The organism is Teichococcus oryzae, from assembly GCF_008386565.1.
GTDB lineage: Bacteria > Pseudomonadota > Alphaproteobacteria > Acetobacterales > Acetobacteraceae > Pseudoroseomonas > Pseudoroseomonas oryzae.
In genome coordinates this window covers 222,025-244,840 of sequence record NZ_VUKA01000004.1, presented here as the reverse complement: position 1 = coordinate 244,840, position 22,816 = coordinate 222,025, and the positions used below count along the sequence as shown (strand labels likewise).

At 70.1% G+C, this 22,816-nt stretch carries 23 protein-coding genes and 1 tRNA gene; 13 read left to right on the top strand and 11 right to left on the bottom strand.

Annotation, left to right across the window (positions count from 1 at the left end; translation table 11 throughout):
* The 8 genes from F0Q34_RS11515 to F0Q34_RS11480 all read left to right on the top strand — a co-directional run bounded on the left by F0Q34_RS11515 (position 1) and on the right by F0Q34_RS11480 (position 6,882).
* Entirely contained in the window at positions 1–2,400 is a 2,400-nt protein-coding gene (locus F0Q34_RS11515; protein ID WP_241665454.1) for a putative bifunctional diguanylate cyclase/phosphodiesterase, read from the top strand.
* Positions 2,401–2,464: 64 nt separating this feature from the next.
* On the top strand, positions 2,465–2,770 hold the full coding sequence (locus F0Q34_RS11510; protein WP_149812355.1) for an AtpZ/AtpI family protein: 306 nt from the start codon (positions 2,465–2,467) through the stop codon (positions 2,768–2,770).
* Between the two features lie 163 nt (positions 2,771–2,933).
* On the top strand, positions 2,934–3,689 hold the full coding sequence (locus tag F0Q34_RS11505) for a F0F1 ATP synthase subunit A (protein ID WP_149812354.1): 756 nt from the start codon (positions 2,934–2,936) through the stop codon (positions 3,687–3,689).
* Positions 3,690–3,774: 85 nt separating this feature from the next.
* Positions 3,775–4,002, top strand: a complete 228-nt coding sequence (locus F0Q34_RS11500) for an ATP synthase subunit C family protein (protein WP_076959667.1) — start codon at positions 3,775–3,777, stop codon at positions 4,000–4,002.
* Between the two features lie 71 nt (positions 4,003–4,073).
* Positions 4,074–4,700 carry a F0F1 ATP synthase subunit B family protein gene (locus F0Q34_RS11495; protein ID WP_241665442.1) on the top strand — a complete coding sequence of 209 codons (627 nt, stop codon included), beginning with the start codon at positions 4,074–4,076 and terminating at the stop codon, positions 4,698–4,700.
* A 12-nt stretch (positions 4,701–4,712) separates the two neighbouring features.
* A complete protein-coding gene (locus F0Q34_RS11490) occupies positions 4,713–5,219 on the top strand; it encodes a F0F1 ATP synthase subunit B family protein (protein WP_149812352.1) in 507 nt (168 codons plus the stop codon).
* Between the two features lie 166 nt (positions 5,220–5,385).
* Positions 5,386–5,988, top strand: a complete 603-nt coding sequence (gene metW / locus F0Q34_RS11485) for a methionine biosynthesis protein MetW (protein WP_149812431.1) — start codon at positions 5,386–5,388, stop codon at positions 5,986–5,988.
* An 87-nt stretch (positions 5,989–6,075) separates the two neighbouring features.
* Positions 6,076–6,882, top strand: coding sequence for a hypothetical protein (locus tag F0Q34_RS11480; RefSeq protein ID WP_149812351.1), 807 nt, complete (start codon positions 6,076–6,078; stop codon positions 6,880–6,882).
* Between the two features lie 45 nt (positions 6,883–6,927).
* Here F0Q34_RS11480 and F0Q34_RS11475 read toward each other — a convergent pair whose 3' ends face one another.
* The gene (locus tag F0Q34_RS11475; protein WP_174242036.1) at positions 6,928–8,034 is read right to left on the bottom strand and encodes a DSD1 family PLP-dependent enzyme; all 1,107 of its coding nucleotides are present in this window, start codon (positions 8,032–8,034) and stop codon (positions 6,928–6,930) included.
* A 171-nt stretch (positions 8,035–8,205) separates the two neighbouring features.
* On the opposite strand from F0Q34_RS11475, the gene F0Q34_RS11470 reads away from it, so the two are divergent.
* On the top strand, positions 8,206–9,105 hold the full coding sequence (locus F0Q34_RS11470) for a DMT family transporter (protein WP_206667999.1): 900 nt from the start codon (positions 8,206–8,208) through the stop codon (positions 9,103–9,105).
* Between the two features lie 28 nt (positions 9,106–9,133).
* Here the strand turns inward: F0Q34_RS11470 and F0Q34_RS11465 are convergent, their stop codons facing one another.
* From F0Q34_RS11465 to F0Q34_RS11430, 8 genes are all read right to left on the bottom strand, one after another.
* Positions 9,134–9,580, bottom strand: coding sequence for a GFA family protein (locus tag F0Q34_RS11465; protein WP_206667998.1), 447 nt, complete (start codon positions 9,578–9,580; stop codon positions 9,134–9,136).
* Positions 9,581–9,679: 99 nt separating this feature from the next.
* Positions 9,680–11,092: a phosphoglucomutase/phosphomannomutase PgmG gene (gene pgmG / locus F0Q34_RS11460; RefSeq protein WP_149812350.1), complete on the bottom strand. Its 1,413-nt coding sequence runs from the start codon at positions 11,090–11,092 to the stop codon at positions 9,680–9,682.
* Between the two features lie 14 nt (positions 11,093–11,106).
* On the bottom strand, positions 11,107–12,411 hold the full coding sequence (locus F0Q34_RS11455) for a UDP-glucose dehydrogenase family protein (RefSeq protein ID WP_149812349.1): 1,305 nt from the start codon (positions 12,409–12,411) through the stop codon (positions 11,107–11,109).
* A gap of 9 nt (positions 12,412–12,420) precedes the next feature.
* Positions 12,421–13,290, bottom strand: a complete 870-nt coding sequence (gene galU, locus F0Q34_RS11450) for a UTP--glucose-1-phosphate uridylyltransferase GalU (RefSeq protein ID WP_149812348.1) — start codon at positions 13,288–13,290, stop codon at positions 12,421–12,423.
* Between the two features lie 124 nt (positions 13,291–13,414).
* On the bottom strand, positions 13,415–14,107 hold the full coding sequence (locus tag F0Q34_RS11445) for a J domain-containing protein (protein WP_149812347.1): 693 nt from the start codon (positions 14,105–14,107) through the stop codon (positions 13,415–13,417).
* 5 nt (positions 14,108–14,112) lie between these two features.
* Complete coding sequence (locus F0Q34_RS11440; RefSeq protein WP_149812346.1) at positions 14,113–14,817, bottom strand: vWA domain-containing protein; 705 nt, start codon at positions 14,815–14,817, stop codon at positions 14,113–14,115.
* A gap of 110 nt (positions 14,818–14,927) precedes the next feature.
* Positions 14,928–17,189 carry an NADP-dependent malic enzyme gene (locus F0Q34_RS11435; RefSeq protein WP_149812345.1) on the bottom strand — a complete coding sequence of 754 codons (2,262 nt, stop codon included), beginning with the start codon at positions 17,187–17,189 and terminating at the stop codon, positions 14,928–14,930.
* A gap of 91 nt (positions 17,190–17,280) precedes the next feature.
* A tRNA-Leu gene (locus F0Q34_RS11430) sits at positions 17,281–17,363 on the bottom strand.
* 36 nt (positions 17,364–17,399) lie between these two features.
* Here F0Q34_RS11430 and lipB point away from each other — a divergent pair.
* The 4 genes from lipB to F0Q34_RS11410 all read left to right on the top strand — a co-directional run bounded on the left by lipB (position 17,400) and on the right by F0Q34_RS11410 (position 21,467).
* A complete protein-coding gene (gene lipB, locus F0Q34_RS11425) occupies positions 17,400–18,113 on the top strand; it encodes a lipoyl(octanoyl) transferase LipB (RefSeq protein ID WP_370751215.1) in 714 nt (237 codons plus the stop codon).
* Between the two features lie 167 nt (positions 18,114–18,280).
* Positions 18,281–18,637 (top strand): antibiotic biosynthesis monooxygenase family protein, encoded by a 357-nt coding sequence (locus tag F0Q34_RS11420; RefSeq protein WP_149812344.1) that lies wholly within the window; start codon positions 18,281–18,283, stop codon positions 18,635–18,637.
* 129 nt (positions 18,638–18,766) lie between these two features.
* Entirely contained in the window at positions 18,767–19,825 is a 1,059-nt protein-coding gene (locus F0Q34_RS11415; protein WP_149812343.1) for an Ldh family oxidoreductase, read from the top strand.
* Positions 19,826–19,913: 88 nt separating this feature from the next.
* Positions 19,914–21,467, top strand: a complete 1,554-nt coding sequence (locus F0Q34_RS11410) for a UxaA family hydrolase (protein WP_206667997.1) — start codon at positions 19,914–19,916, stop codon at positions 21,465–21,467.
* 52 nt (positions 21,468–21,519) lie between these two features.
* Here the strand turns inward: F0Q34_RS11410 and F0Q34_RS11405 are convergent, their stop codons facing one another.
* Together F0Q34_RS11405 and F0Q34_RS11400 are read right to left on the bottom strand one after the other, a co-directional pair.
* Positions 21,520–22,053 (bottom strand): hypothetical protein, encoded by a 534-nt coding sequence (locus F0Q34_RS11405; RefSeq protein ID WP_149812342.1) that lies wholly within the window; start codon positions 22,051–22,053, stop codon positions 21,520–21,522.
* The gene (locus F0Q34_RS11400; protein WP_149812341.1) at positions 22,046–22,813 is read right to left on the bottom strand and encodes an alpha/beta hydrolase; all 768 of its coding nucleotides are present in this window, start codon (positions 22,811–22,813) and stop codon (positions 22,046–22,048) included. The genes F0Q34_RS11405 and F0Q34_RS11400 overlap by 8 nt, the downstream gene beginning before the upstream one ends.
* Positions 22,814–22,816 lie beyond the last annotated feature (3 nt).

The window sequence follows — 22,816 nt, the reverse complement described above, 5'->3', positions numbered from 1 at the left end:
ATGGGCCGGCTGCTCGGCTTCCGGCGCCCTGGCGCCCTGGGCCGGGCGCCGCGCCTGCCCCGCAAGCTGTGGCTGGGACTCGCGGCCCTGTTGTGCCTTGTTTCGGCGGTGGGATCGGCTGGCCTCATCGCCGCGCAATACCGGCGCGAGGTGGCGATCGAGCGCACCGGCATGTGGATGGCGGCCCAGGCCAGCATCGAGGGCGCCCGCTTCAACACCATCCTGGCGCAGTTCCAGGCCGGCCAGACGCCGGGCTGGCGGCTTTCGGAGCGCTTCGAGATCCTTTACAGCCGCGTCCGGCTGCTGGATTCGGTGCGGCCCGATGTTGAATCGCCGCAGATCCAGCTGCTGCGCGAGGTCCAGCCCCGGATGATGGCGCGGCTGGCCGTGCTGGAGGAGGACCTTTCCGCCCTGCTGGAGGGCGACGGCACCGCCGTTCCGCGCCTCAACGCGACCTTCGCCGCGCTGGAAACGCAGCTGAACGACACCGCGCGGCAGCTGCACAACCAGGCGCGTTATGGCCAGCGCCGCGCTTCCACGGAGATGCGCGCCCCGCAATGGGTGCTGCTGGCGTCCCTGCTGGGGTTGCTGTTGTCCACCATGTCGCTGGTGGCGCTGCTGTCGGCGCAGGAAAGGCGGGCGCGCCAGATGCTGCGGCGGGCCACGGCCGCGGCCGCCAGCCAGGCGGAGGCCGAGCGCATGTTGCGGGCGCTGGTTGGCGCCGTGCCGGCGATGATCTCCGCCTTTGATCGCGGCGGGCGCTTCCTGTTCCTGAACGACGCCCTGGCCCGCTTCCATGGCGTGCGGCCCGAGCAGGTGATCGGCCGCACCCCGGCCGAGCTGGGGCTGGACACTGGCGGGCGGGACCTGCTGGACTGGGCCCTGGGCAGCTCCGGCCCCACCCCCTATGCCGAGCGGCGGGCGCGCAACCATGAGGGCGCCCTGCGCACCCTGCTGATCACCGGCATGGCCGTGGAAGGGGAAGGCGAGAATCGCGGCCGGGTGGTGCTGGCGGCGCTCGACATCACCGACCGGAAGGAAGCGGAAGACCGCATCCGCCACCTGGCCGAGCATGACCCGCTGACCAACCTGCCCAACCGCCTGCTTTACGCCGCGCGGCTGCGGGCCCGGCTGCGCCAGGCGCGGGACGGGCAGGGGGGCGATTTCGCGCTGCACCTGATCGATCTCGACCACTTCAAGTCCATCAATGACAGCCTTGGCCATCCCACCGGCGACAAGCTGCTGCTGGCGGCTGTGGAGCGGATGCGGGCCTGCCTGCGGGCGGACGACCTGCTGGCGCGCATCGGCGGCGACGAGTTCGCGGTGATCCAGGCGGAGGCCCGCAGCGCGGCCGATGCCGTCCGCCTGGCCAACCGGCTGGCGCGGATCATGAACGAGCCCTTCCAGATCGATGGCTGCACCATCCGCTCCGGCGCCAGCATCGGCAGCGCGCTGGGCCTGCGGGACGGCACCACGGTGGAGGCGCTGCAGCAGCGCAGCGACATGGCGCTGTACCGCGCCAAGGCGGAGGGCCGGGGCCGCGCGGTGCTGTTCGAGCCGGCGATGGAGGAACTGCGCCGCAGCCAGCGCATGCTGGAGGAGGACCTCCGTGCCGCGGTGGAGCGCAACCAGCTCTACCTCGCCTACCAGCCGAAATACGGCTTGCTGGCCGACCGGGTGATCGGTTGTGAGGCGCTGCTGCGCTGGGACCACCCGGTGCATGGCGCCATGAACCCCGCCCGCTTCGTGCCGGCGGCGGAGGAGGCGGGCTTCGCCCCGCTGCTGACCCGCAACGTGCTGGACATGGTGTGCGCGCAGATCCGCGCCTGGATGGCGGAAGGCATGGAGATCCGCGTGGCGGTCAACATTTCCGCCACCCTGTTCGCCACCAACCAGGCGGTGCAGCTGGTGCGGGAGGCGCTGGCCGGCAGCGGCGTGCCGCCGAACCTGTTGCAGGTCGAGCTGACCGAGCAGGTGTTCATCGGCAACCCGGCCGCCGCGGGGGAAGCGCTGCGGGCGTTGCACGACCTCGGCGTCACCACGGCGCTGGACGATTTCGGCACCGGCTATTCCTCGCTCGGATATTTGCAGCACCTGTCCTTCGACGTGCTGAAGGTGGACCGCACCTTTGTGCAGAGCCTCAACCGCGCCGACGGCAACAACAGCTCCTGGATCATCGAGACCATTGTGCGGCTGGCGCATGGCCTCGGCGCCGAGGTGGTGGCGGAAGGCGTCGAAACCCCGGAACAGCTTTCCCTGCTACGGGACCTCGGCTGCGACGCCGCGCAGGGCTTCCTGCTGGGCCGGCCGATGACGGCGGCGGCGGTGGCGGCGGCCTTCCGCGCGCCCCCCGGCGATCCGGCCGCGCTGCCGATCGTGGATGCGGCCGCGCGTCCTTGACACCTCATGACCGACGCCTTACGAGCCGGACAGCCTTCCGGCGGGGGGACCGCGGGAGCAAGGGTTGACCGAACGCGACGAATTCGACGAGCGCCTGAAGCAGGCCCGGCAACGCCGTGGACTGGAGAAGGATGCCTCTGACCCGAAGGCGGGCCAGGATGGGCTGCCGGCCGGGGCGTTGCAGATCGGCCTGCGGGCGGGGATCGAGGTTGTCTCGGCCCTGATCGCGGGGGCGGGGCTCGGGTGGTTGCTTGACCACTGGCTCGGCAGCTTTCCCTGGCTCTTTCTGGTGTTCTTCGTGGTGGGCGGCGTTGCCGGGGTGATGAACGTTTATCGGCTGTTCAGCCCCCGCCGCGGCGCCGGGAAATAAGGGTTGGGGCGCCAATCGGCGCCGCCGGGCCATTGGCCCGGAGCGATCGGCGCCGCGCGCCGCTTCGCGCCAGCAAGAGGACCGGGCACGGTCGGCGGCGGCCAGGCATGGCCATCGCCGCGAACCGCGCCCGGGGGATGACCGGGAACACGGGAGAGCCGCAGTGGCCGCCGAAGGCAAGACGATCGACGCCCTGAGCCAGTTCGAGCTGACCCACGCCCTCGGGCCGATCGGCGCGGCGGTCAACTTCACCCAGTCCAACGCGCATATGCTGCTGGCCGTGGTGATCATCACGGCGATCATGATGTGGGGCATGGCGCCGCGCGCCATCGTGCCGGGCCGCTTCCAGGCGGTGGCCGAGACCTTCTATGAATTCGTCGAGAACCTCGTGGTCGGGCAGATCGGCCATGAGGGGAAGCGCTACTTCCCCTTCGTTTTCGCCCTGTTCATGTTCGTGCTGTTCGGCAACGTGCTGGGGCTGTTCCCCTTCGCCTTCACCTACACCAGCCACATCGCGGTCACCTTCGGGCTGGCCTTCCTGGTGTTCGTGGTGATCACCGCCGTGGCGCTGGCGCTGCACGGCAAGAAGTTCTTCGGTTATTTCTTCCCCGAGGGCGCGCCGCTCTGGCTCGCGCCCATCATCGTGCCGGTCGAGGTGGTGTCCTACCTTTCGCGGCCGATCAGCCTTTCCGTCCGTTTGTTCGCCAACATGGTCGCCGGCCACGTGCTGCTGAAGGTGTTCGCCACCTTCGTGGTGCTGCTGGGCGGCCTCGGCGTGGTCGGCCCGTTCCTCGCGGTGCTGCCGCTTTCGGTCAACGTGCTCCTGGTCGGGTTTGAGCTCCTGGTGGCCTTCCTGCAGGCCTATGTGTTCGCCATCCTCACCAGCATCTACCTGCATGACGCGGTGCACCTGCACTGACGGGGTCAGTCCTCACAAAGGGACCACGTCTTTTCAGGGCCGCGTCCGGCGGACCTAACATCAGATCAGCGAAGGGATACCTCTGATGGAAATCGTGCTTGCTGCGAAGGCGATCGGTGCCGGCATCGCCGTCCTCGCCCTGTTCGGCGTCGGTCTGGCGCTGGGCAACATCTTCTCGACGCTGATCGCGTCCGTCGCCCGCAACCCGGCCTCGCGCGACACCGTGTTCCCGATCGGCATCCTGGGCTTCGCCCTGACGGAAGCCGTGGCGCTGTTCGCGCTGCTGATCGCCTTCCTGATCCTGTTCACCTGATACCGGCCTGGGCGCGGCGGCATGTCGCCGCGCCCCTTCACTTCAGGGCGCGAATTGCAGGGATGCAGATGATGAAGCGGTTCACTCTCGCCGGCGCGACAGCCTGGCTGTTCACGGCCAGCGCCCAGGCGGCAACCACGGTGCTCGACGGGGTCGAGGCGCAGTCGGTCGCGAGCGCCGAGGCTTCCGGCGGCGGCATGCCACAGCTCGACTTCGGCAACCCGCTGATGCTGGCGCAGGTGGTCTGGCTGCTGATCATCTTCGGCGTCTTCTATTACATCCTGTCGCAGATCGCGCTGCCGCGCGTCGCCTCCGTGCTGGAGGAGCGCCGCAACCGCATCGACGGTGACCTGGAAGCCGCCCGTGCCGCAAAGGCCGAGGCCGATGCGGCGATGGCCGCGCACCAGGAGGCCACCGCCCGCGCCCGGCAGGAAAGCCACGCCGCCATCACCGCCGCGACCCAGTCGGCCCAGGCCGAGGCCGCCGAGCAGGCCGCCGCGCTGAACGCCCGGCTGAACCAGCAGATCGAGGCGGCCGAGAGCCGCATCAACACCGCCCGCGACGCCGCCATGGGCGCGCTGCGCGAGGTGGCCACCGACACCGCCAACGCGCTGGTGACGCGCCTGACCGGGCTGAAGAACGAGCCCGCCGTCGCCGCCGCCGTGCAGCGTGAGCTGGCCGTCCAGGGCCGGGCATAAGGAAGCGCCACGATGCACCATTACGAGCATTTCTGGCTCAACCCGACCTTCTGGGTCGCGGTCTCCTTTGTCATCTTCGTGGTGCTGCTGGGCCGCACCATGTGGAACAAGGGCACGGAAGCGCTGGACGCCCGCGCCGCCAAGATCCGCGCCGAGCTGGATGAGGCCGCGCGCCTGCGCGCCGAGGCCGAGGCGATGCGCCGCCAGGCCGATGCCGACCGCAAGGCCGCGCTGGCCGAGGCCGAGACGCTGATCGCCCGCGCCAAGCTGGAGGCCGAGCGCCTCGCGGCCGCCACCGCCGCCGAGGCGGAGGCCGCCGCCAAGCGCCGCGAGCGCATGGCGATGGACCGCATCCATGCGGCCGAGGCTTCCGCCCTGACCGAGGTGCGCCAGGCCGCGGCCAGCATCGCCACCGCCGCCGCGCGCGAGGTGATCGCCCAGAACCTGGACGCCGCCGCCGATGCCCGGCTGATCGACGCCGCCGTGGCCGACCTGCCCAAGGTTCTGCGCGCCGCCTGATCCCGGCGCAGCGTCCGAGACCATGCATGGGGGCCATACGGCCCCCATTTGCATTTGCGGCGTTTGCCATGCGGGTCCACCGGGTCTATCGAACGGCCTCCGCAACCGGCCAGGATCACCCGCCTTGCCCGATACACCGGCCCCGGTCCGCTACGTCGCCAAGAACATGCGGCTCGACCTGCGGCTGATCGCCGAGATGATCAAGCCGGGCGCCCGCGTGCTCGATATCGGCTGCGGCGATGGCGCGCTGCTGGAGCATCTGGAGCGCGAGAAGGACGCCGATGCCCGCGGCATCGAGATCGACATGGCGCAGGCCACCGCCGCCGTGGCGCAGGGCCTCGCCGTGATCCATGGCGATGCCGACAACGACCTCGCCTTCTATCCCGATGACGCCTTCGACTACGTGGTGCTGTCCCGCACCATCCATGCCGTTGAGAAGCCGCGCGAGGTGCTGCGGCAGATGCTGCGCATCGGCCGCCGCGCCGTGGTGTCCTTTCCCAATTTCGGCCATTGGGAAGTGCGCATGAAACTGCTGCTGACCGGCCGCATGCCCATGACCCAGACCTGGGGCCGGCCCTGGCACGAGACCCCCAACATCCATCCCTGCACCATTCTCGACTTCCTCGATTTGTGCGAGCAGGATGGCTACGCGGTGCAGGAATGGCTGGCGGTGGATGAGCACGGGCTGCGCGCGCCCTGGAAGCGCTCGGTGCGGCTGGCCAACCTGTTCGGCGAGCAGGCGCTGTTCCTGCTCTCCCGCAAGGGGTAGGCGGCCGCCGCGCCGATTTGACCGGGCAGCCGCTTCCGCCGCCGCGATCCGCGCTCCAGGATGATGCCGTTGTCGCGGAGTGAAGGGATGCGGGGCGTTTTCCCGGGGCGGGACCGGCGGGCGCTGGCCGCCCTGCTGATCCTGCTGATCCTGCTGGGGCTTGCGGGCGCCGGCATGATGCTGTGGTCACGCTCGATGCCGGCCTTCACCGATCCCGCCGCTGCGGAATGGATGCTGGCTGAGGAGCCGCCATCCCCCGGGTCGGGGGAGGCCGGCCGCCGCGCCCATGCGGAATTCAAGGCCGAATGGTTCCGGCGCTGGCATGCGCTGCAAGGCTGGCGATGGCCCTTGCTCGATGGCGGGCGCGCCCTGCTGCTGTTCTCCGTGTGCGGCCTTCTGGGCCTCGCCTGGCTCAGCGGCCGCTCATGGCGGGATCTGCGCACCCCGTCCAGCAGGCGGGCGTTGCTCCTGTTGGCGGCCTCTGTCTGGTGCCTCCAATTGCCGGCCGCCTTCTGGCATCACCTGGAACGGTTGTCGCGGCGCCTGATGCCGCGCTGGGCCGATGCGGCCGCGCTGGAAGTTCTTCTGGCCGTGGTGGTGGTGCTGGGCCTGCTGATCCTGCTGGGCATGGGCTGGCTGTTGCTGCGCCGCGCGGTGCTGCCGGTGGGGCTATGGGCCTGGGACGGCACCCGCCCATTGCGGAGCGGCCTGCTGACCGCCGGCTTCGCGATGCTTGGCCTTCTGGTGCTGCACGATCTTCTCGCGCAACTGGTGAGCGGCCTGTACCTGAAGGTGCCGCTGGGCATGGCGGGATTCTACCTGGTGCTGGCGGGCCGCGCGGTGCTGGTGGCACCGCGTCCCGCCAGCCTGGCCAGTCCGCCGCCCATGCGATGATCAGGGGCAGTTCCGCCGTGACGGGACGGCGGAGAAAGGACTGCCTTAATGCATCGCCCCGCGCGCCGCGATCGGCCACAGGCATTCCACCCGGCCGCCGCGCACGCCCACGAACCAGTCGAAGCGGTCGATGGTGGGATCGCAATGGCCGGGAACGAGGCGCAGCTTCTCCCCCAGCTTCGGCGCCGCGCCGCCTTCGACCCGCAGGTTGCCATGCTCGTCCGAGGCGCCGGCATAGGTGAGGCCCGGGCGCTGCCACGGCTTGGCGAAGCCGGAATCGGTGGGCAGCGCCTTGTGCCCGGCATCCACCACGGCGAGTCCCTGCTTCGGCACGCTCATCACCTGGGCCAGCACGAACAGCGCGTGGCGGAAGGGCGGCGCCGCCTCATTGGCCGCGTAATCGGCATCCATGAAGGCGTAGGAGCCGGCCTGCACCTCGTTGAACACGCCGCTCGCCGCTTCCAGCGGAAAGGTGCCGGTGCCGGCGCCGCCGACGATGCCGCATTCCAGCCCCTGCTGGCGCAGTTGCTCCACCGTGCGGCGGGTCTGGTCGATGGCCGCGCCGATGGCCTTGGCGCGCCCCTCCGGGCTGCGGATGTGCTGGGCGCTGCCGTGATAGGCCTGCAGCCCGCCGAAGCGCAGATGCGGGCTGCCGGCGATGCGCCGCGCCAGCACCACCGCTTCCGGCCCCGGCGTCACGCCGCAGCGGCCGGCGCCGACATCGATCTCCACCAGCACGGACAGGCGGATGCCGGCGGCCTCGGCGGCCTGCTCGGCCAGTGCCACGGCGTCGGCATCATCGGCGCACAGGGCGACGTTGCTGATGCGCGACAGCGCCGCCAGCCGGGCCAGCTTGCGCGGCGACACCACCTCGTTCGAGACCAGGATGTCCGGCACGCCGCCCCAGGCCAGGCATTCGGCTTCCGCCACCTTCTGCACGCATTGGCCCACGGCGCCGCGGCGGATCTGCTGCAGGGCCACCACCGGGGATTTGTGCGTCTTGGCATGGGCCCGCAGCTTCGCGCCGGTGGGCGCCAGATAGCCGGCCATGGCGTCCAGATTGGCTTCGAACGCATCGAGGTCGAGGATCAGGGCGGGGGTGTCCACCTCATCCTCGGGCATTCCGGGCTGGGCGGGGGGCGGTTGCAGCATGGGATGGGCACTCCGGCGGTGAAAAGCGGAGCCTAGGCGTGGCGCGGGCGCCGCAAAAGGCCGGGAGCGCCGGCGCGAGGCGAAATGTCACTTCAACCCGCGGCGCCGGACGCGCTTTAGATCACCTCCCGGCGCGCCGGGCGAATCGGCGCCGCCTTTCTGGACACCACAATGGACCGAACCGTGCTGAAGGGCGTGCTGCTCGCCTTTCTCGCCTATGCCGTCTTTGCCATCAGCGACGCCTCGGTGAAGCTGCTGAAGGGCGGGTTGAACGCCTATGAGATCATCTTCTGGGGCGCGCTGATGGGCTTCACCATCCTGCCCCTGGTGCGGCGACCGGGGGAGCGGTACCGGGACGTGTTCTCCGCCTCCGACTGGCGGCTCTGGATCATGCGGGCGGTGGCAGCGCTGGCCGGCAGCCTGGGCAGCGTCATGGCCTTCACCTGGCTGCCCATGGCCGAGGCCTTCGCGCTGCTGTTCCTGTTGCCGGCCTTTGTCACCATCCTGTCGGTGGTGCTCCTGAAGGAGCATGTCGGCTGGCGCCGCTGGGGCGCGGTGGCGATGGGCTTCATCGGCGTGCTGGTGGTGCTGCGGCCCGGCTTCCGCGAGCTCAATCCGGGCCATGCCGGCGCGCTGATGGGGGCGCTGGCCTCGGCCGTCACCATCGTGATGCTGCGGGCGCTGGGCGCGAGGGAGAAGCGCGTTTCCCTTTACGGCGCGGGTCTGGTCGGCCCGCTGCTGGGCGGCTTCATCATGATGCTGCCCGGCTTCCTCTGGCCCAGCCTGGAGCAATGGGTGTTCCTGCTGGGCTATGGGATGCTGGCGGCGGCGGGGAACGCGCTGCTGATGCTGGCTTCCGCCCTGGCGCCGGCCAGCCTGGTGGCGCCGCCGCAATACAGCCAGATGATCTGGGCGATCGGCTTCGGCCACTGGGTGTTCCATGACCGGCTGGACGCGCCGATGATCCTGGGCGTCGCCATCATCATCGGTGCCGGCGCCATCACCTTCCTGCGGGAAAAGAAGCGCGAGCCAAAAGGCTGGCGGCGCACACCGCTGATCCACCCGCAATAAGCGGGCGGTCTCCGCGGCGGCATGGCTCTCACCCGGCGGCCGAGGGGGACGGCGGCACCGGCGGGATCGCGGGCTGGCCCTCGCAATGCGGAACGGCCGGGTCCAGTTCCGCCCAGCCTGGGGCGGAGCCGGTCCAGATGATGCTGGCGGGCCGCCCCACCTCCCGGTCATCGAGGGTGCCGACGCGCACCACCACGGTTTCTGGGCGGGCTTCCGCCTCGCTGAACAGATGGGTGCCGCAATGGGGGCAGAAGCTGCGCCGCATGGTGTTGCCGCTGGCGGCGTGGCTGACATAAACGGCCGGCGCGCCTTCCATGGACAGCCCGGCGCGGCGGAAAAAGGCGTTCACCGAGGCATTGCCGCAGGCAAGGTACTGGCAATCCCGGCACCAGCAGCTGCGCACGGCCAGCGGCGCATGGTCGAAGCGGAAGCGCATGGCGCCGCAGAAGCAGCGCCCGGAAGCCTGTTCGGTCATTCAGAGTCTTCCCCCTGGAACATATTTTCCCAGGGGGAAGGCTACACAGCGGCGCGGCGGGCTGGCCAGGGCCAGCCACCGCAATCGATAAGGCTGGGATCAGTGCCCGGCGTTTTCCCCGGAAAAGTCCGGCGCGGCGAGGCCGGACGCTTCGAGCTGCTCGGCCAGCAGGGCCTTCAGGCGCTCCAGCCCTTCCTCCGTCTTGGCCTCGGCGCGGGCCACCAGCACCGCCTGGGTGTTGGAGGCGCGCAGCAGCCACCAGCCATCCTCGGTCAGCACGCGCACGCCATCCACGTCCTGCACATTGGCGCCGGAGGTGGCGAGGCGGCCCTTCACCTCCTGGATCACGCCGAACTTGCGCTCATCCGGGCAGTTGAAGCGCAGCTCGGGGGTGTTGATGACCTTGGGCAGCGCGTCCCGCATCTGCGCCAGGCTCTCGCCCGCGCGCGCCACGATGCCGAGCAGGCGCACGGCGGAATAGGGCGCGTCGTCGAAGCCGTACCACTTGTCGGCGAAGAAGATGTGGCCCGACATCTCGCCGGCCAGCGGCGCCTTGGTTTCGGCCATCTTGGCCTTGATCAGCGAGTGGCCGGTCTTCCACATCAGCGGCGTGCCGCCGGCCTTCGCCACCTCGTCGAACAGCACCTGGGATGCCTTGACGTCGGCGATGATGGTGCCGCCCGGATGCTGCTTCAGCACGTCCCGCGCCAGCACCACCAGGAGCTGGTCGCCGAACAGCATGTTGCCCTCGCCATCCACCGCGCCGATGCGGTCGGCGTCGCCATCGAAGGCGATGCCGAGATCGGCCTTCGTCTCGCGCACCCTGGCGATGATCTGCTCCAGGTTCTTCAGAACCGTGGGGTCGGGATGGTGGTTGGGGAAGTTGCCGTCGATCTCGCCATTGATGACGATGTGCTCGCCCGGCAGCTTGGCGGCCAGGCGCTTGGTGATCTCGGCGCCGGAGCCGTTGCCCGGGTCCCACACCACCTTCAGCGCGCGGTCGCCGCCATCGTAATCCTTCAGCAGGCGGGCGACATAGGCATCCGACACGTCGATCTGGGTGGAGGAGCCGGAAGCCTCCGGCACCACGTCGCCGGCGGCGGCCATCTGGCCGATCTGCTGGATCTGCGCGCCGAAGAACGGCTTCTTGCCCAGCATCATCTTGAAGCCGTTGTAGTTCGGCGGGTTGTGGCTGCCGGTGACCATGACGGCGCCATCGGCCTTCAGCTCGTAGGAGGCGAAATAGAGCATCGGCGTCGGGCCGCAGCCGATGCGCGCCACCTCCAGCCCGCAGGCGACGAGGCCGGCGACAAGCTGCTCCTCCAGCTCGGGGGAGGAGAGGCGGCCGTCATAGCCGACGGCGACCTTCTTGCCGCCCTCGCGCGCGACGATGCTGCCGAAGCAGCGGCCGATGGCGAAGGCGTCCTTGCCCGACAGGGTTTGGCCGATGATGCCGCGGATGTCGTATTCGCGCAGCGACGTGGGATGGAACTGGTGAGTGAAGGCAGTCATCGGAGGCTTCCCTTTTACGGACGGCCGATGGAGGAATAATCAAGCCCGGCCTCGCGCATGGCGACGGGGTCCCAGACATTGCGCAGGTCGCAGATGACGCGGCCGGCCAGGGCGGCCTTGAGCTTGCGGGGTGCGATGGCGCGGAACTCGTTCCATTCCGTCAGCACCACCAGCGCATCGGCGCCCCGCGCCGCGTCCATCGCCGAGGAGGCGAATTCCACGGCGGCTGGAAGGGCCTGCCGCGCATGCGCCGGCTGCGGGTCATAGGCGGTGACGGAGGCGCCGGCCGCCACCAGCGCCGGCAGGATCACCAGCGACGGCGCGTCGCGCATGTCGTCGGTTTCCGGCTTGAAGGTGACGCCCAGCACCGCGATGCGCTTGCCCTGCACGCTGCCGCCGCAGGCGGCGATCACGCGCTCGGCCATCTGCGCCTTGCGGGCCTCGTTGGCGGCGATGGTCTGCTCGACAATGGTGGCCGGCGCGCCCAGCTCCTGCGCGGTGCGGGCGAGCGCCAGCGTGTCCTTGGGGAAGCAGGAGCCGCCATAGCCCGGCCCGGCATGGAGGAACTTGCGGCCGATACGCCCGTCGAGGCCCATGCCGCGCGCCACGTCATGCACGTTGGCGCCGGCCTTCTCGCAGATATCGGCCATCTGGTTGATGAAGGTGATCTTCACCGCCAGGAAGGCGTTGGCGGCGTATTTGATCAGCTCGGCCGTTTCGATCGAGGTTTGCACTACCGGCGTCTCGATCAGGTAGAGCGGGCGGTAGAGCCGCTTCAGCACCTTGGCCGCGCGCTCGCTCTCGACGCCGATCACCACGCGGTCGGGCCGCATGAAGTCGCCGATGGCGTTGCCCTCGCGCAGGAATTCCGGGTTGGAGGCGACGTCGATCTCAAGGTCCGGCCGGGCGGCCTGGACGATCTCCCTGACCCGCCGCCCCGTGCCCACCGGCACGGTGGATTTGGTGACCAGCACCAGAGGGCCCTCGGCCGCCCTGGCCACCTGCTCTGCGGCGGCGAAGACATAGGTGAGGTCGGCATGGCCGTCGCCGCGGCGGGTCGGCGTGCCGACGGCCAGGAACACCGCCTCGGCGCCGTGCAGCGCTTCCCGCAGGTCGGTGGTGAAGCTCAGCCGGCCATCGGCGGCGTTGTCCGCCACCAGCCGGTCGAGGCCCGGCTCATAGATCGGGATGCGGCCCTGGCGCAGCGCCTCGACCTTGTCCGCGTCGGTGTCGACGATGCACACATCGACGCCGAACTCGGCAAAGCACGCACCCGAGACAAGGCCAACATAGCCCGCCCCGATCATGGCGATCCGCATGGCGCGGCCTCAGACGTATTTCGGCAGGAAGTCGTGCACGGCCTGGGCGATGTCGGGCCGCTGCAGGGCAAAGGCGATCTGCGCCTCCAGGTAGCCGACCTTGTCGCCGCAATCGAAGCGGCGGCCCTCATAGCGCAGGCCATGGAAGGGCTGGGTGCCGATCAGCTTGGCCATCGCGTCGGTCAGCTGCACCTCGCCGCCGGCACCCTTCTCCATCTTGGCGAGATAGGCCAGCACCTCGGGCATCAGCACATAGCGGCCGATCACGGTGAGGTTGGAGGGGGCGTCCTCCGGCTTCGGCTTCTCCACCAGGCCCTTGACGGAAACCAGCTTGCCCTTGTCCTCGGCCACGTCCAGCACGCCATACTTGTTGACGCGCTCCATCGGCACTTCCTCGATGGCCACGACGTTGCCGCCGGTCTCGTAATAGGCCTCGGCCAGCTGCTGCGTGCAGGCGGTCTTGCACAGCATCAGGTCGTCCGGCAGCAGGATGGCGAAGGGGTCGTCGCCGATAAAGGAGCGGGCGCACCAGATGGCGTGGCCAAGGCCCATCGGCACCTGCTGGCGCACGGTGGTGATCGAGCCGGGCAACTGCGACTGGGCGCGCAGCTCGGCCAGGATGTCTTCCTTGCCGCGCTCCTGCAGGGTGCGCTCCAGCTCATAGGCCACGTCGAAATGCTCGACGATGGCCGTCTTGCCGCGGCCGGTGACAAAGCAGAACTGGTCGATGCCGGCGGCCCGCGCTTCCTCCACCGCGTATTGGATCAGTGGCTTGTCAACCACCGGCAGCATCTCCTTGGCCAAAGCCTTGGTGGCCGGCAGGAAGCGCGTGCCCAGCCCGGCGACGGGAAGAACGGCTTTCTTCAGGGGTTTGGTCACGCGGCTAGTCCTCCGAAGACACGATGATCGGCAATACGCGCATGGGAACGCAGAGACGCGGCAGAAGTAAGGCCGGCCCTTTCAAGAATTGCCACGCACACCGGAAATCGGCAATTCGCCGGCGTCAGCGGGGCGGTTTCTTGCGCGCGAGGAGCATATCACGCGCCGCGTTCAACCGCGCGGCTTCATTGGGGCTGCCGCCACGATCGGGATGCGCCTGGCGCATCAACCTTCGGTGGGCGGCGCGGATCTCCTCCTCGCCCGCGCCTTCGCCCAGGCCCAGGACCGCGAGGGCGGCCCCGTGATCCATGGCCGGCCCCTCCGGCGGGGCCGCGGCGGCGCGCCAGTTGGGCCGGGCCCGGTCCAGCCAAGCCTCCAGCAGCGGCACGCTTTCGGCGTCATGGGCGGCGCAATCGGCCAGCAGCGCCAGGATGTCATGCAAGCTCAACTCGCCCAGTTCCCGCCCGGCGAAGCCGCCGCGCTTCACCCGGCCCGAGAACAGCCCCGTGCCATGGTCGAGCCGCATCGCCAGCGTCGCCGTTTCCACTTGGCTTTCCGTTGTGCCAGGGGCGGCGAAGCGCCCGGCATCCCGCCAATGGCGCCACAACCGCCAGCCGAGCGGCGCCACCGCCAGCAGCATCGGCAGGGCCTGCGCGATGCGGCCGGTCACCAGCAGCACAACAAAGGCCCCGGCGCCGATGCCGGCCAGCAGCCACACCCCGGCGCGCCGGATCTGCCCCGGGGAGGCCAGCAGGAAGCCGCGCAGCAGCAGCCCCAGAAGCAGCAACAGCCCCAACGCGCCGAGCAGCCATGGCATCGCGCTCAGCTCCTCCCGGGCGGGGGCAGCTGCGCCACCAGCCCGCGCGCCGCGGCGCCGGGCAGGCGGGACAGCGCCGCATGGCCGCCGGCCGCATACACCGCCACGGCCCGCAGCAGGTCGCGCAAGGTGCCGGCGCTGCCCTCATCCAGCGCGTGATGCGCGCCGCCCGACAGCTTCGCCACCTGCCGCAGAACCTCCCGCGCCGTTGCGTCATGGCCTTCCTGGAAGGCGAAGACCGGGGTGCCGCGCAGCCCCAGCTCGCCGGCGCTGTGGCAGAGCGGATCGGGCGGCTCCTCCACCGCGTCGCCCACGAACACCAGGGCGGCGACGCGATCCCGCGCGGTTTCGCGCAAGGCATGCGACAGCACCTTGCCGATCTGGGTCCGGCCGCCGAGGCAGGCGAGGCCGGTCATGCGCCGCTTCAGGTCGCCGCCATCGGTCAGGAAGGGGGTGGCCGCGAACTCGCCATGGCCGCGGTAATAGGCCAGCTGGATGGCCAGGCCGCCATGCGCGGCGGCGGCGGTGAACATCTCGGCCTGGAGGTGGCAGGCGCGGTCCCAGCTGGGCTGCCGGCTGGCGGTGGCGTCGATGGCGAAGACCAGCCGCGCCAGCCGCCGCGTGCCGGCATGCACGGCCGGCATCCTGCCGAGCTGGTCGAGAAAGGTTGCCACGGCGCCGGAGGCCGGGCGGGCGGGAAGCTGGGCCATGCGGGAAACATGGCGCCGCGCCGTGCCCGCCGCCAGGGGCTTTGCCCGCCACCAGGGCTTTGGCTGGCGTCAAGGCCTTCCGGCCGGCGGGGCAGGGCGCCGGCGCGGCCTCAGGCCTGGGTGGTGGCCACCGCCGTGAGGTTGGCGATGCCGCGCGCCGTGACGCTGGGTACCAGCACATGCACCGGCTTGCGCATGCCGAGCAGCATCGGGCCGATCTGCAGCCCGTCCGCCGCCGCCTTCACCAGGTTGTAGGCGATGTTGGCGGAATCGAGGTTGGGCAGCACCAGCAGGTTGGCGGCCTCGGTCAGCGGACTGTCGCTCACCGCCTTTTCGCGGATCGCCTGCACCAGGGCGGCATCGGCGTGCATCTCGCCATCCACCTCAAGGTCGGGGGCCTGGGCTTTGATCAGCGCCAGCGCCTCCCGCATCTTGCGGGCGGAAGGCGCGTTGCTGGCGCCGAAGGAGGAATGCGACAGCAGCGCCGCCTTGGGATGCAGGCCGAAGGCACGCACCTGCTCGGCGGCGAGCAGCGTCATCTCAGCCACCTGGGAGGCGGTGGGCTCCACCAGCAGGTGGGTGTCCACGAAGAACAGCGTACCGGCGGGCAGGATCACGCCGGTCATGGCGTAAACGCGGCTGACATCGTCGCGCTTGCCGATCACGTCGAAGGCCTGGTGCCATTGCCGCATCCATTCGCCCTGGCCGCCAACCAGCGCGGCATCCACCTGCCCGGTCTCCAGCAGCAGGGCGGTGGCGGTGGCGGGGCGGGTGCGGACCACGCGCTCGCAGCTATCGGCCGGCACGCCGCGGCGCGCGACCTTGGCGCGGTACACATCCACCAGCGGGCCGAACACCGCGTCGTCCTCCGCCGGGTCGAGCACCCGCACGCTTTCGTCGAGATCCATGCGCAGGCCCATGGCACGGACCTTGGCCTCGATCACGGCGCGGCGGCCCACCAGCACCGGCTCGGCGAGACCGTCATCCAGCACGGTCTGCACGGCGCGCAGCACGCGCTCATCCTCGCCCTCGGAATAGGCGATGCGCTTGGGCTGCTTGCGGGCGGCGAAGATCACCGGCCGCATCAGGTCGCCCGAGCGGTAGACGAAGCGCTCCAGCGTTTCCTTGTAGGCGGCGAAATCGGCGATCGGGCGCGTCGCCACGCCGCTGTCCATCGCCGCGCGGGCCACGGCGGGCGCGATCTCCAGGATCAGCCGGGGGTCGAAGGGCTTGGGGATGATGTATTGCGGGCCGAACACCGGCGCGTTGCCGCCATAGGCCGCCGCCACCACCTCCGACGCCTCGATCCGGGCGAGGCGGGCGATGGCCTCCACGGCGGCCACCTTCATCGCCTCGTTGATGGTGGTGGCCCCGGCATCCAGCGCGCCGCGGAAGATGAAGGGGAAGCAGAGGACGTTGTTGACCTGGTTCGGGTAGTCCGACCGGCCGGTCGCCACGATGGCGTCGGGGCGCGCGGCGCGCACCGCCTCGGGCAGGATTTCCGGTTCGGGGTTGGCCAGCGCCAGCACCAGCGGGCGGGGGGCCAGCTTGGGCAGCCATTCCGGCCGCAGCACACGCGGCGCCGACAGGCCCAGGAACACATCGGCGCCGGCCAGCGCCTGCTCCAGGGTCCGCTCATCGGTTTCGCGGGCGTAGCGGTCCTTGTAGGGGTCCATCAGCTCGTTGCGGCCGACATGAACCACGCCCTTGATGTCGGTGACGGTGATGTTGTCGCGGCTGGCGCCCATCGCCACCAGCAGGTCGAGGCAGGCCAGCGCCGCGGCGCCGCCGCCGGAGGTGACGATCTTCGCCTCGGCGAGGCTCTTGCCCTGCAGCAGCAGCCCGTTGCGCACGGCGGCGGCGACAATGATGGCGGTGCCGTGCTGGTCGTCGTGGAAAACCGGGATCTTCATCCGCTCCCGCAGCGCTCGCTCGATCTCGAAGCATTCGGGGGCTTTGATGTCCTCGAGGTTGATGGCGCCGAAGGAGGGCTCCAGCACCGCGACCGCCTCGATGAATTTCTGCGGGTCGAGCTCGTCCACCTCCAGGTCGATGGAGTCGATGCCGGCGAACTTCTTGAAAAGAACCGCCTTGCCTTCCATCACCGGCTTCGAGGCCAGGGCGCCGATGGCGCCGAGGCCGAGCACGGCGGTGCCGTTGGTGATCACCGCGACCATGTTGCCGCGGGCGGTCATCTCATGCGCGCAGGCCGGGTCGGCGGCGATGGCTTCGCAGGCGGCGGCGACGCCGGGGGAATAGGCCAGCGCGAGGTCACGCTGCGTCGCCATGCGCTTGGTCGGCTCGACGCTCAGTTTTCCCGGGCGGGGCAGCCGGTGGTAATCCAGCGCGGCCTTGCGAAAATCCTCGTCCATCGGCACCTCCGAGCCCCGGACGATGACGGAGCCGGCGACGGGCCGCAAGGGACCTGGGACCGGATGGCAAGCGGGGCGATTAGGGGATAAATGCGGCCAAGAAGATTCGAACTTCCACGGGGTTGCCCCCACCAGCACCTCAAGCTGGCGCGTCTACCATTCCGCCATGGCCGCATAGTTCAATAACAGGCAGGGCCGGGCGTATAACCGATGATCATGGAAACAACAACTCCCTCCACCGCAACCGTCGCGGATATTTCTCCATCCGCTTCCGCGCCAGCCTGCCCCCGGCCCGAATGGCGGGTCGCGGACGGCTTCACCGATTATCCCGTGGCGCTGGAGGCGATGCGCGCCCATGCCGCCGCCATCCGCAAGGAAGGCGCGGCCGAGCGGGTCTGGCTGGTGGAGCACCCGCCCACCTACACCGCCGGCACCTCCTCCACGCCCGAGGGGCTGCTGGACCCGCGCTTCCCGGTGTTCGAGGCCGGGCGCGGCGGGCAATGGACCTATCACGGCCCCGGCCAGCGCACCGCCTATGTGATGCTGGACCTCGAAAGGCCGCATGGCACCGTGCCGCCGCGCGACATCCGCGCCTATGTCCACGGGCTGGAGGAATGGATCATCCGGGCGCTGGACCGCTTCAACGTGAAGGGCGAGCGGCGCGAAGGGCGGGTCGGCATCTGGGTCGACGAGGGCGGCGGGCGGGAAAACAAGATCGCCGCCATCGGGGTGCGCGTGACGCGCTGGGTGAGCTGGCACGGCATCGCGATGAATGTGGAGCCGGACCTGACGCATTTCGGCGGCATCGTGCCCTGCGGCATCCGCCAGCATGGCGTCACCAGCCTGTGGGCGCTGGGCCTGACGCCCACCATGGAGGAGGTGGATTCGGCGCTGAAGGCGGCCTGGGCCGAGGTGTTCGGCTGAGGCTTCGGCCGGCGCCGCGACATCGGCGCCGGGCGGGATGGCATGAACCCCTGGCCGGAATGGGCCGCCGCCGCCGGCGTGGCTTATCATGCCAAGGCGCCTTCGCTGGGCGGAAAGCGTTGCCCGCCCGGGCCGGCCATGACGACGCAGGAGGGAAGGAACCATCCATGATCGCGGTGATCTTTGAACTGAAGCCGGCGCCGGGGCGGGAGGCGCGCTATCTCGACCTCGCCGCCGCCCTGCGGCCGGAGCTGGACGAGATGGACGGCTTCATCTCCATCGAGCGCTTCCGCAGCCTGTCCGATCCCGACAAGCTGCTTTCCGTGTCCTTCTGGCGGGACGAGGCGGCGGTGGCCGCCTGGCGCAACCGCATCCACCACCGGGAAGCGCAGGCGGAAGGGCGGGACGGGGTGCTGTCCTTCTACCGGCTACGGGTCGCCGCCGTGCTGCGCGACTACGGGCTGGAGGAGCGGGCGGAAGCGCCGGCCGACAGCCGCGCCCGGCATGACGGGAATCATGGCTGAACCCGCACCGCCCCGCGTTGCGGCCCCCCCGGTCCTCATGCGATCATCCGATGATTGGGATGAAACTGCGAAGGGTCCGGGAATGGACAAGGGATTGAACCGCGCCGCCGGCGTGGCCGGACAGGCGGCATGAGCGCCGCGCCGCGCTTCGAGGCCGCCGCGCTGGTGACGGCCACCGCCGGCATTTTTGCCGCCGCCGGCGTCGAGGCCGACAAGGCCCGCGTCATGGCCGAGGTGCTGGTCGAGTCCGACCTGATGGGCCATGTGACCCACGGCCTCGGGCTGATGCCGAAATACATGGAGGAGATCGCCGCTGGGAACATGCGCCTGTCGGGCGATCCGGAGGTGCTGTCCGACCATGGCGCCGCCCTCACCTGGGATGGGCGCGCCCTGCCGGGCGGCTGGCTGACGGTGAAGGCGCTGGACCTCGCCGCCGAGCGGGCGAAGCAATACGGCACCTGCTCGGTCGCCATCGCGCGGTCGCAGCATATCGGCTGCCTTGCCGTGTATCCGGCGCGTGCCGCCGAGCGCGGACTGGTCTGCCTGTTGTTCTCCTCCGCGCCCGGCACGGCCAGCGTGGCGCCGTTCGGCGCGAAGCAGGGGGTGTATTCCCCCAATCCCTTCGCCGCCGGCTACCCGACGGACGGGACGCCGGTGGTCACCGACATCAGCGCCTCCATCACCACCAACAACATGAGCCTGCGCCTGGCCGGGCGCGGCGAGCGCTTCCCCGAGAAGTGGCTGCTGGATGCCGAGGGCAACCCCACGGACGATCCCAACGCCATCAAGCAGGGTGGCACCATCCTGCCGGCGGGCGGGCTCGACCACGGCCAGAAGGGCTATGGCTGGGCGCTGGTGACCGAGGCGCTGACCCAGGGCCTGTCCGGTTATGGCCGCATCGACAAGCCGAGCGGCATGATGGCCAGCGTGTTCCTGCAGGTGATCGACCCCGCGGCGTTTTCCGGCCTCGATGCCTTTACCCGGCAGACCGGCCACACCGCCGCCGCCTGCCGCGCCGCGGCGCCGCGCCCCGGCATGCCGCCGGTGCGCCTGCCCGGCCAGAAGGGGCTGAAGCTGCGCGAGGCGGCGCTGGCGCAGGGTGTCGAGCTGGCGCCCGGCATCCTGGAGGCGCTGCGCCCGATCGCCGCGCAATATTCCGTGGAGCTGCCGGCCCCCCTGGCCGCCTGAGTCCATGACCGCCTGAGCCCGTGACCGGGGCCGGGACCCGCATCCCGGCCCGCCAGAAAACAAGATGAATAAGAGGGACGTCCCGCCCATGTCCGTGATCGATCTGTCCGCCAAGCGCCTGAACGGCCCGGTGATCCGCCTGCACCCGAACGACAATGTCGTGGTGGCGCGCATTCCGGTGGAAGCCGGCACCTCCATCCCCGGCGAGAACGTCCTGGCGCGCGAGCCGGTCCAGGCCGGCTACAAGATCGCCACGCGGCACCTGCGCAAGGGCGAGCCGATCCTGAAGTACAATGTCACCATCGGCTTCGCCGCCGAGGACATGCCGGCCGGCACCATGCTGCACGGCCACAACATCGCCTTCACCGAGTTTGACCGCGACTACGCCATCGGCGCCGACTACCAGCCGCTGGAGATGGTGCCGGAAGCCGAGCGCGCGACCTTCCAGGGCATCGTCCGGGAGGATGGGCGGGTCGGCACGCGCAACTATATCGGCATCGTGTCCACAGTGAACTGCTCCGCCACCGTGGTGCAGGCCATCTCCGACCATTTCACGGCGGAGCGGCTGGCGGAATTCCCGAACGTGGATGGCGTGGCCGCCTTCACCCACCAGACCGGCTGCGGCATGGAATTGTCGGGCGAGCCGATGCAGCTGCTGCGCCGGACGCTGGCCGGCTATATCCGCCACCCCAATGTCGCCGCCGTGCTGGTGATCGGCCTGGGCTGCGAGCGCAACCAGATCGACGGGCTGATGCGGGAACACGGGCTCTCGGCCGGGCCGAAGCTGCGCCACTTCACAATGCAGGACACCGGCGGCACCCGCAAAAGCATCGAAACCGGCATCGCCGCCGTGCGCGAGATGCTGGCCGAGGCCAACAACGTCCAGCGCCAGACCGTGCCGGCCAGCCACATCATGGTCGGGCTGCAATGCGGCGGGTCGGACGGGTTCTCCTCGATTACGGCGAACCCGGCGCTGGGGCACGCCATGGACATCCTGACCCGGCATGGCGGCACCGCCATCCTGTCGGAAACGCCCGAGATCTATGGCGTCGAGCACACGCTGACGCGCCGCGCCGCCAGCCGGGAGGTCGGTGAGAAGCTGATCGAGCGCATCCGCTGGTGGAAGGACGAATACGCCATCGGCCGCGACACGCAGATCAACGGCGTGGTCAGCCCCGGCAACCAGGCCGGCGGGCTGGCCAACATCTTCGAGAAGTCGCTCGGCTCCTCCATGAAGGGCGGCACCGGGCCGCTGGTGGAGGTGTACAAATACGCCGAGCCGGTGACGAAATCCGGCTTCGTGTTCATGGACAGCCCCGGCTTCGACCCAGTCTCGGCCACCGGTCAGGTGGCGGGCGGCGCCAACGTGATCTGCTTCACCACCGGGCGCGGCTCCATGTTCGGCTGCCGCCCGGCGCCCTCGGTGAAGCTGGCCACCAACACGCCGATGTTCCGCCGGCTGGAGGAGGACATGGACATCAATTGCGGCGAGGTGCTGGACGGCACGAAAAGCCTGCAGGAGATGGGCCAGGCGATCTTCGAGCACATCCTGCGCGTCGCGTCCGGCGAGCGGACCAAGAGCGAGGACCTGGGCGTCGGCAAGCACGAATTCGCGCCCTGGCAGATCGGCATCACGGGGTAACACTCCGGCGCGCGGCGGTGCATCCCGGAAGGGAGGGTCGCTGCCGGCCGCTTCAGTGGCAGATGGCGGCGGAGGAAACGGAGGCCTCCCCGTCAGGGGCGATGATTCTCGGCTGGTCGCTGCCGATCTCCCACGCGGTGACGATCCCGTGGCGCGTGCGGAGCATCCCAGTGCCTTCGCAGGACAGGGCGCGCAAGCGGGCGTTGCGGAAAAAGCCGCCCTGACTGAAGACGATCGATGGGCCGGAGCATTGCGCAGCTGCCTGTGCCATGGCGGGCGTGATCCGGGAAATGACCAGCTTGCGCTCCCTGTCACACAGGATCAGGCCTGGCTGCGGCGTGCCGCCATGCCCGGCGCGGCGGGTGTCGATTGTCACGGAGTGGATGGCGGAGCCCCATGCGATCTCGACATGAGCGCTTGGCGGCCGGAACTCGCGCAGGACGACAAGGCCGATCAAGATGGGCGCGATCACGTAAAAGGCCACGCCGCCCCACCCCAGCACACGGTCCAGCCGGGTTTCGCCAAAAAGGCTGGTAGGCTGGGCGATCGGGGCCTTCCGGCCAGCGGCCCCTTCGCCCTTATCCATCGCCGCCGGAAGGCGGGCCCGACACCTCCGCCACCGCCGCCTCGATCAAGGCCAGGTCCTGCGGGCGGGACAGGCGGTGGTCGCCATCCTTGACCAGGATGACCCGCACATCCTCCGAGGTCACGCGGGCGGCGATGTCGGGCGCGAAATGCCACGGCACCTCGGCATCCCGCATGCCCTGCAACAGCCGCACCGGCCGGTCGAGCGGGATGGGCGCGTCCAGCAGCAGGTGGTTGCGGCCTTCCTCGATCAGCCGGCGGGTCAGCGGCACGGGCGGGCCATAGGGGCTCGGCGCCATCAGCACGCCGTCGCGCTCCAGAATGGCCCGGTGCTCGGGCGTGAAGCCCGGCCACATCAGCTTCTCGGTGAAGTCCGGCGCGGCGGCGATGCCGACCAGGGCGTGGACGCGCTCCGGCATGCGGCGGGCCAGCAGCAGCGCGATCCAGCCGCCCATGGAGGAGCCGACCAGCACCTGCGGCCCCTCCGTCAGCCGCTCCACCAGGGCGGCGGCGTCCTCCGCCCAGTCGCCGATCGCGCCATCCTCGAAGCGGCCGCCGCTGGTGCCGTGGCCCGCATAATCGAAGCGCAGGAAGGCCTGGCCCTGCGCCGCGCACCAGTCGCGCAGCGCGATCGCCTTGGTGCCCTCCATGTCGGAGCGGAAGCCGCCCAGGAACACCACGCCGGGGCCGGTCCCGGGCAGCCGCGCCCAGGCCAGCCCGATGCCGTTGCCACGGTCGAGCCGCCCGGTCTCCTCGTTCATGCC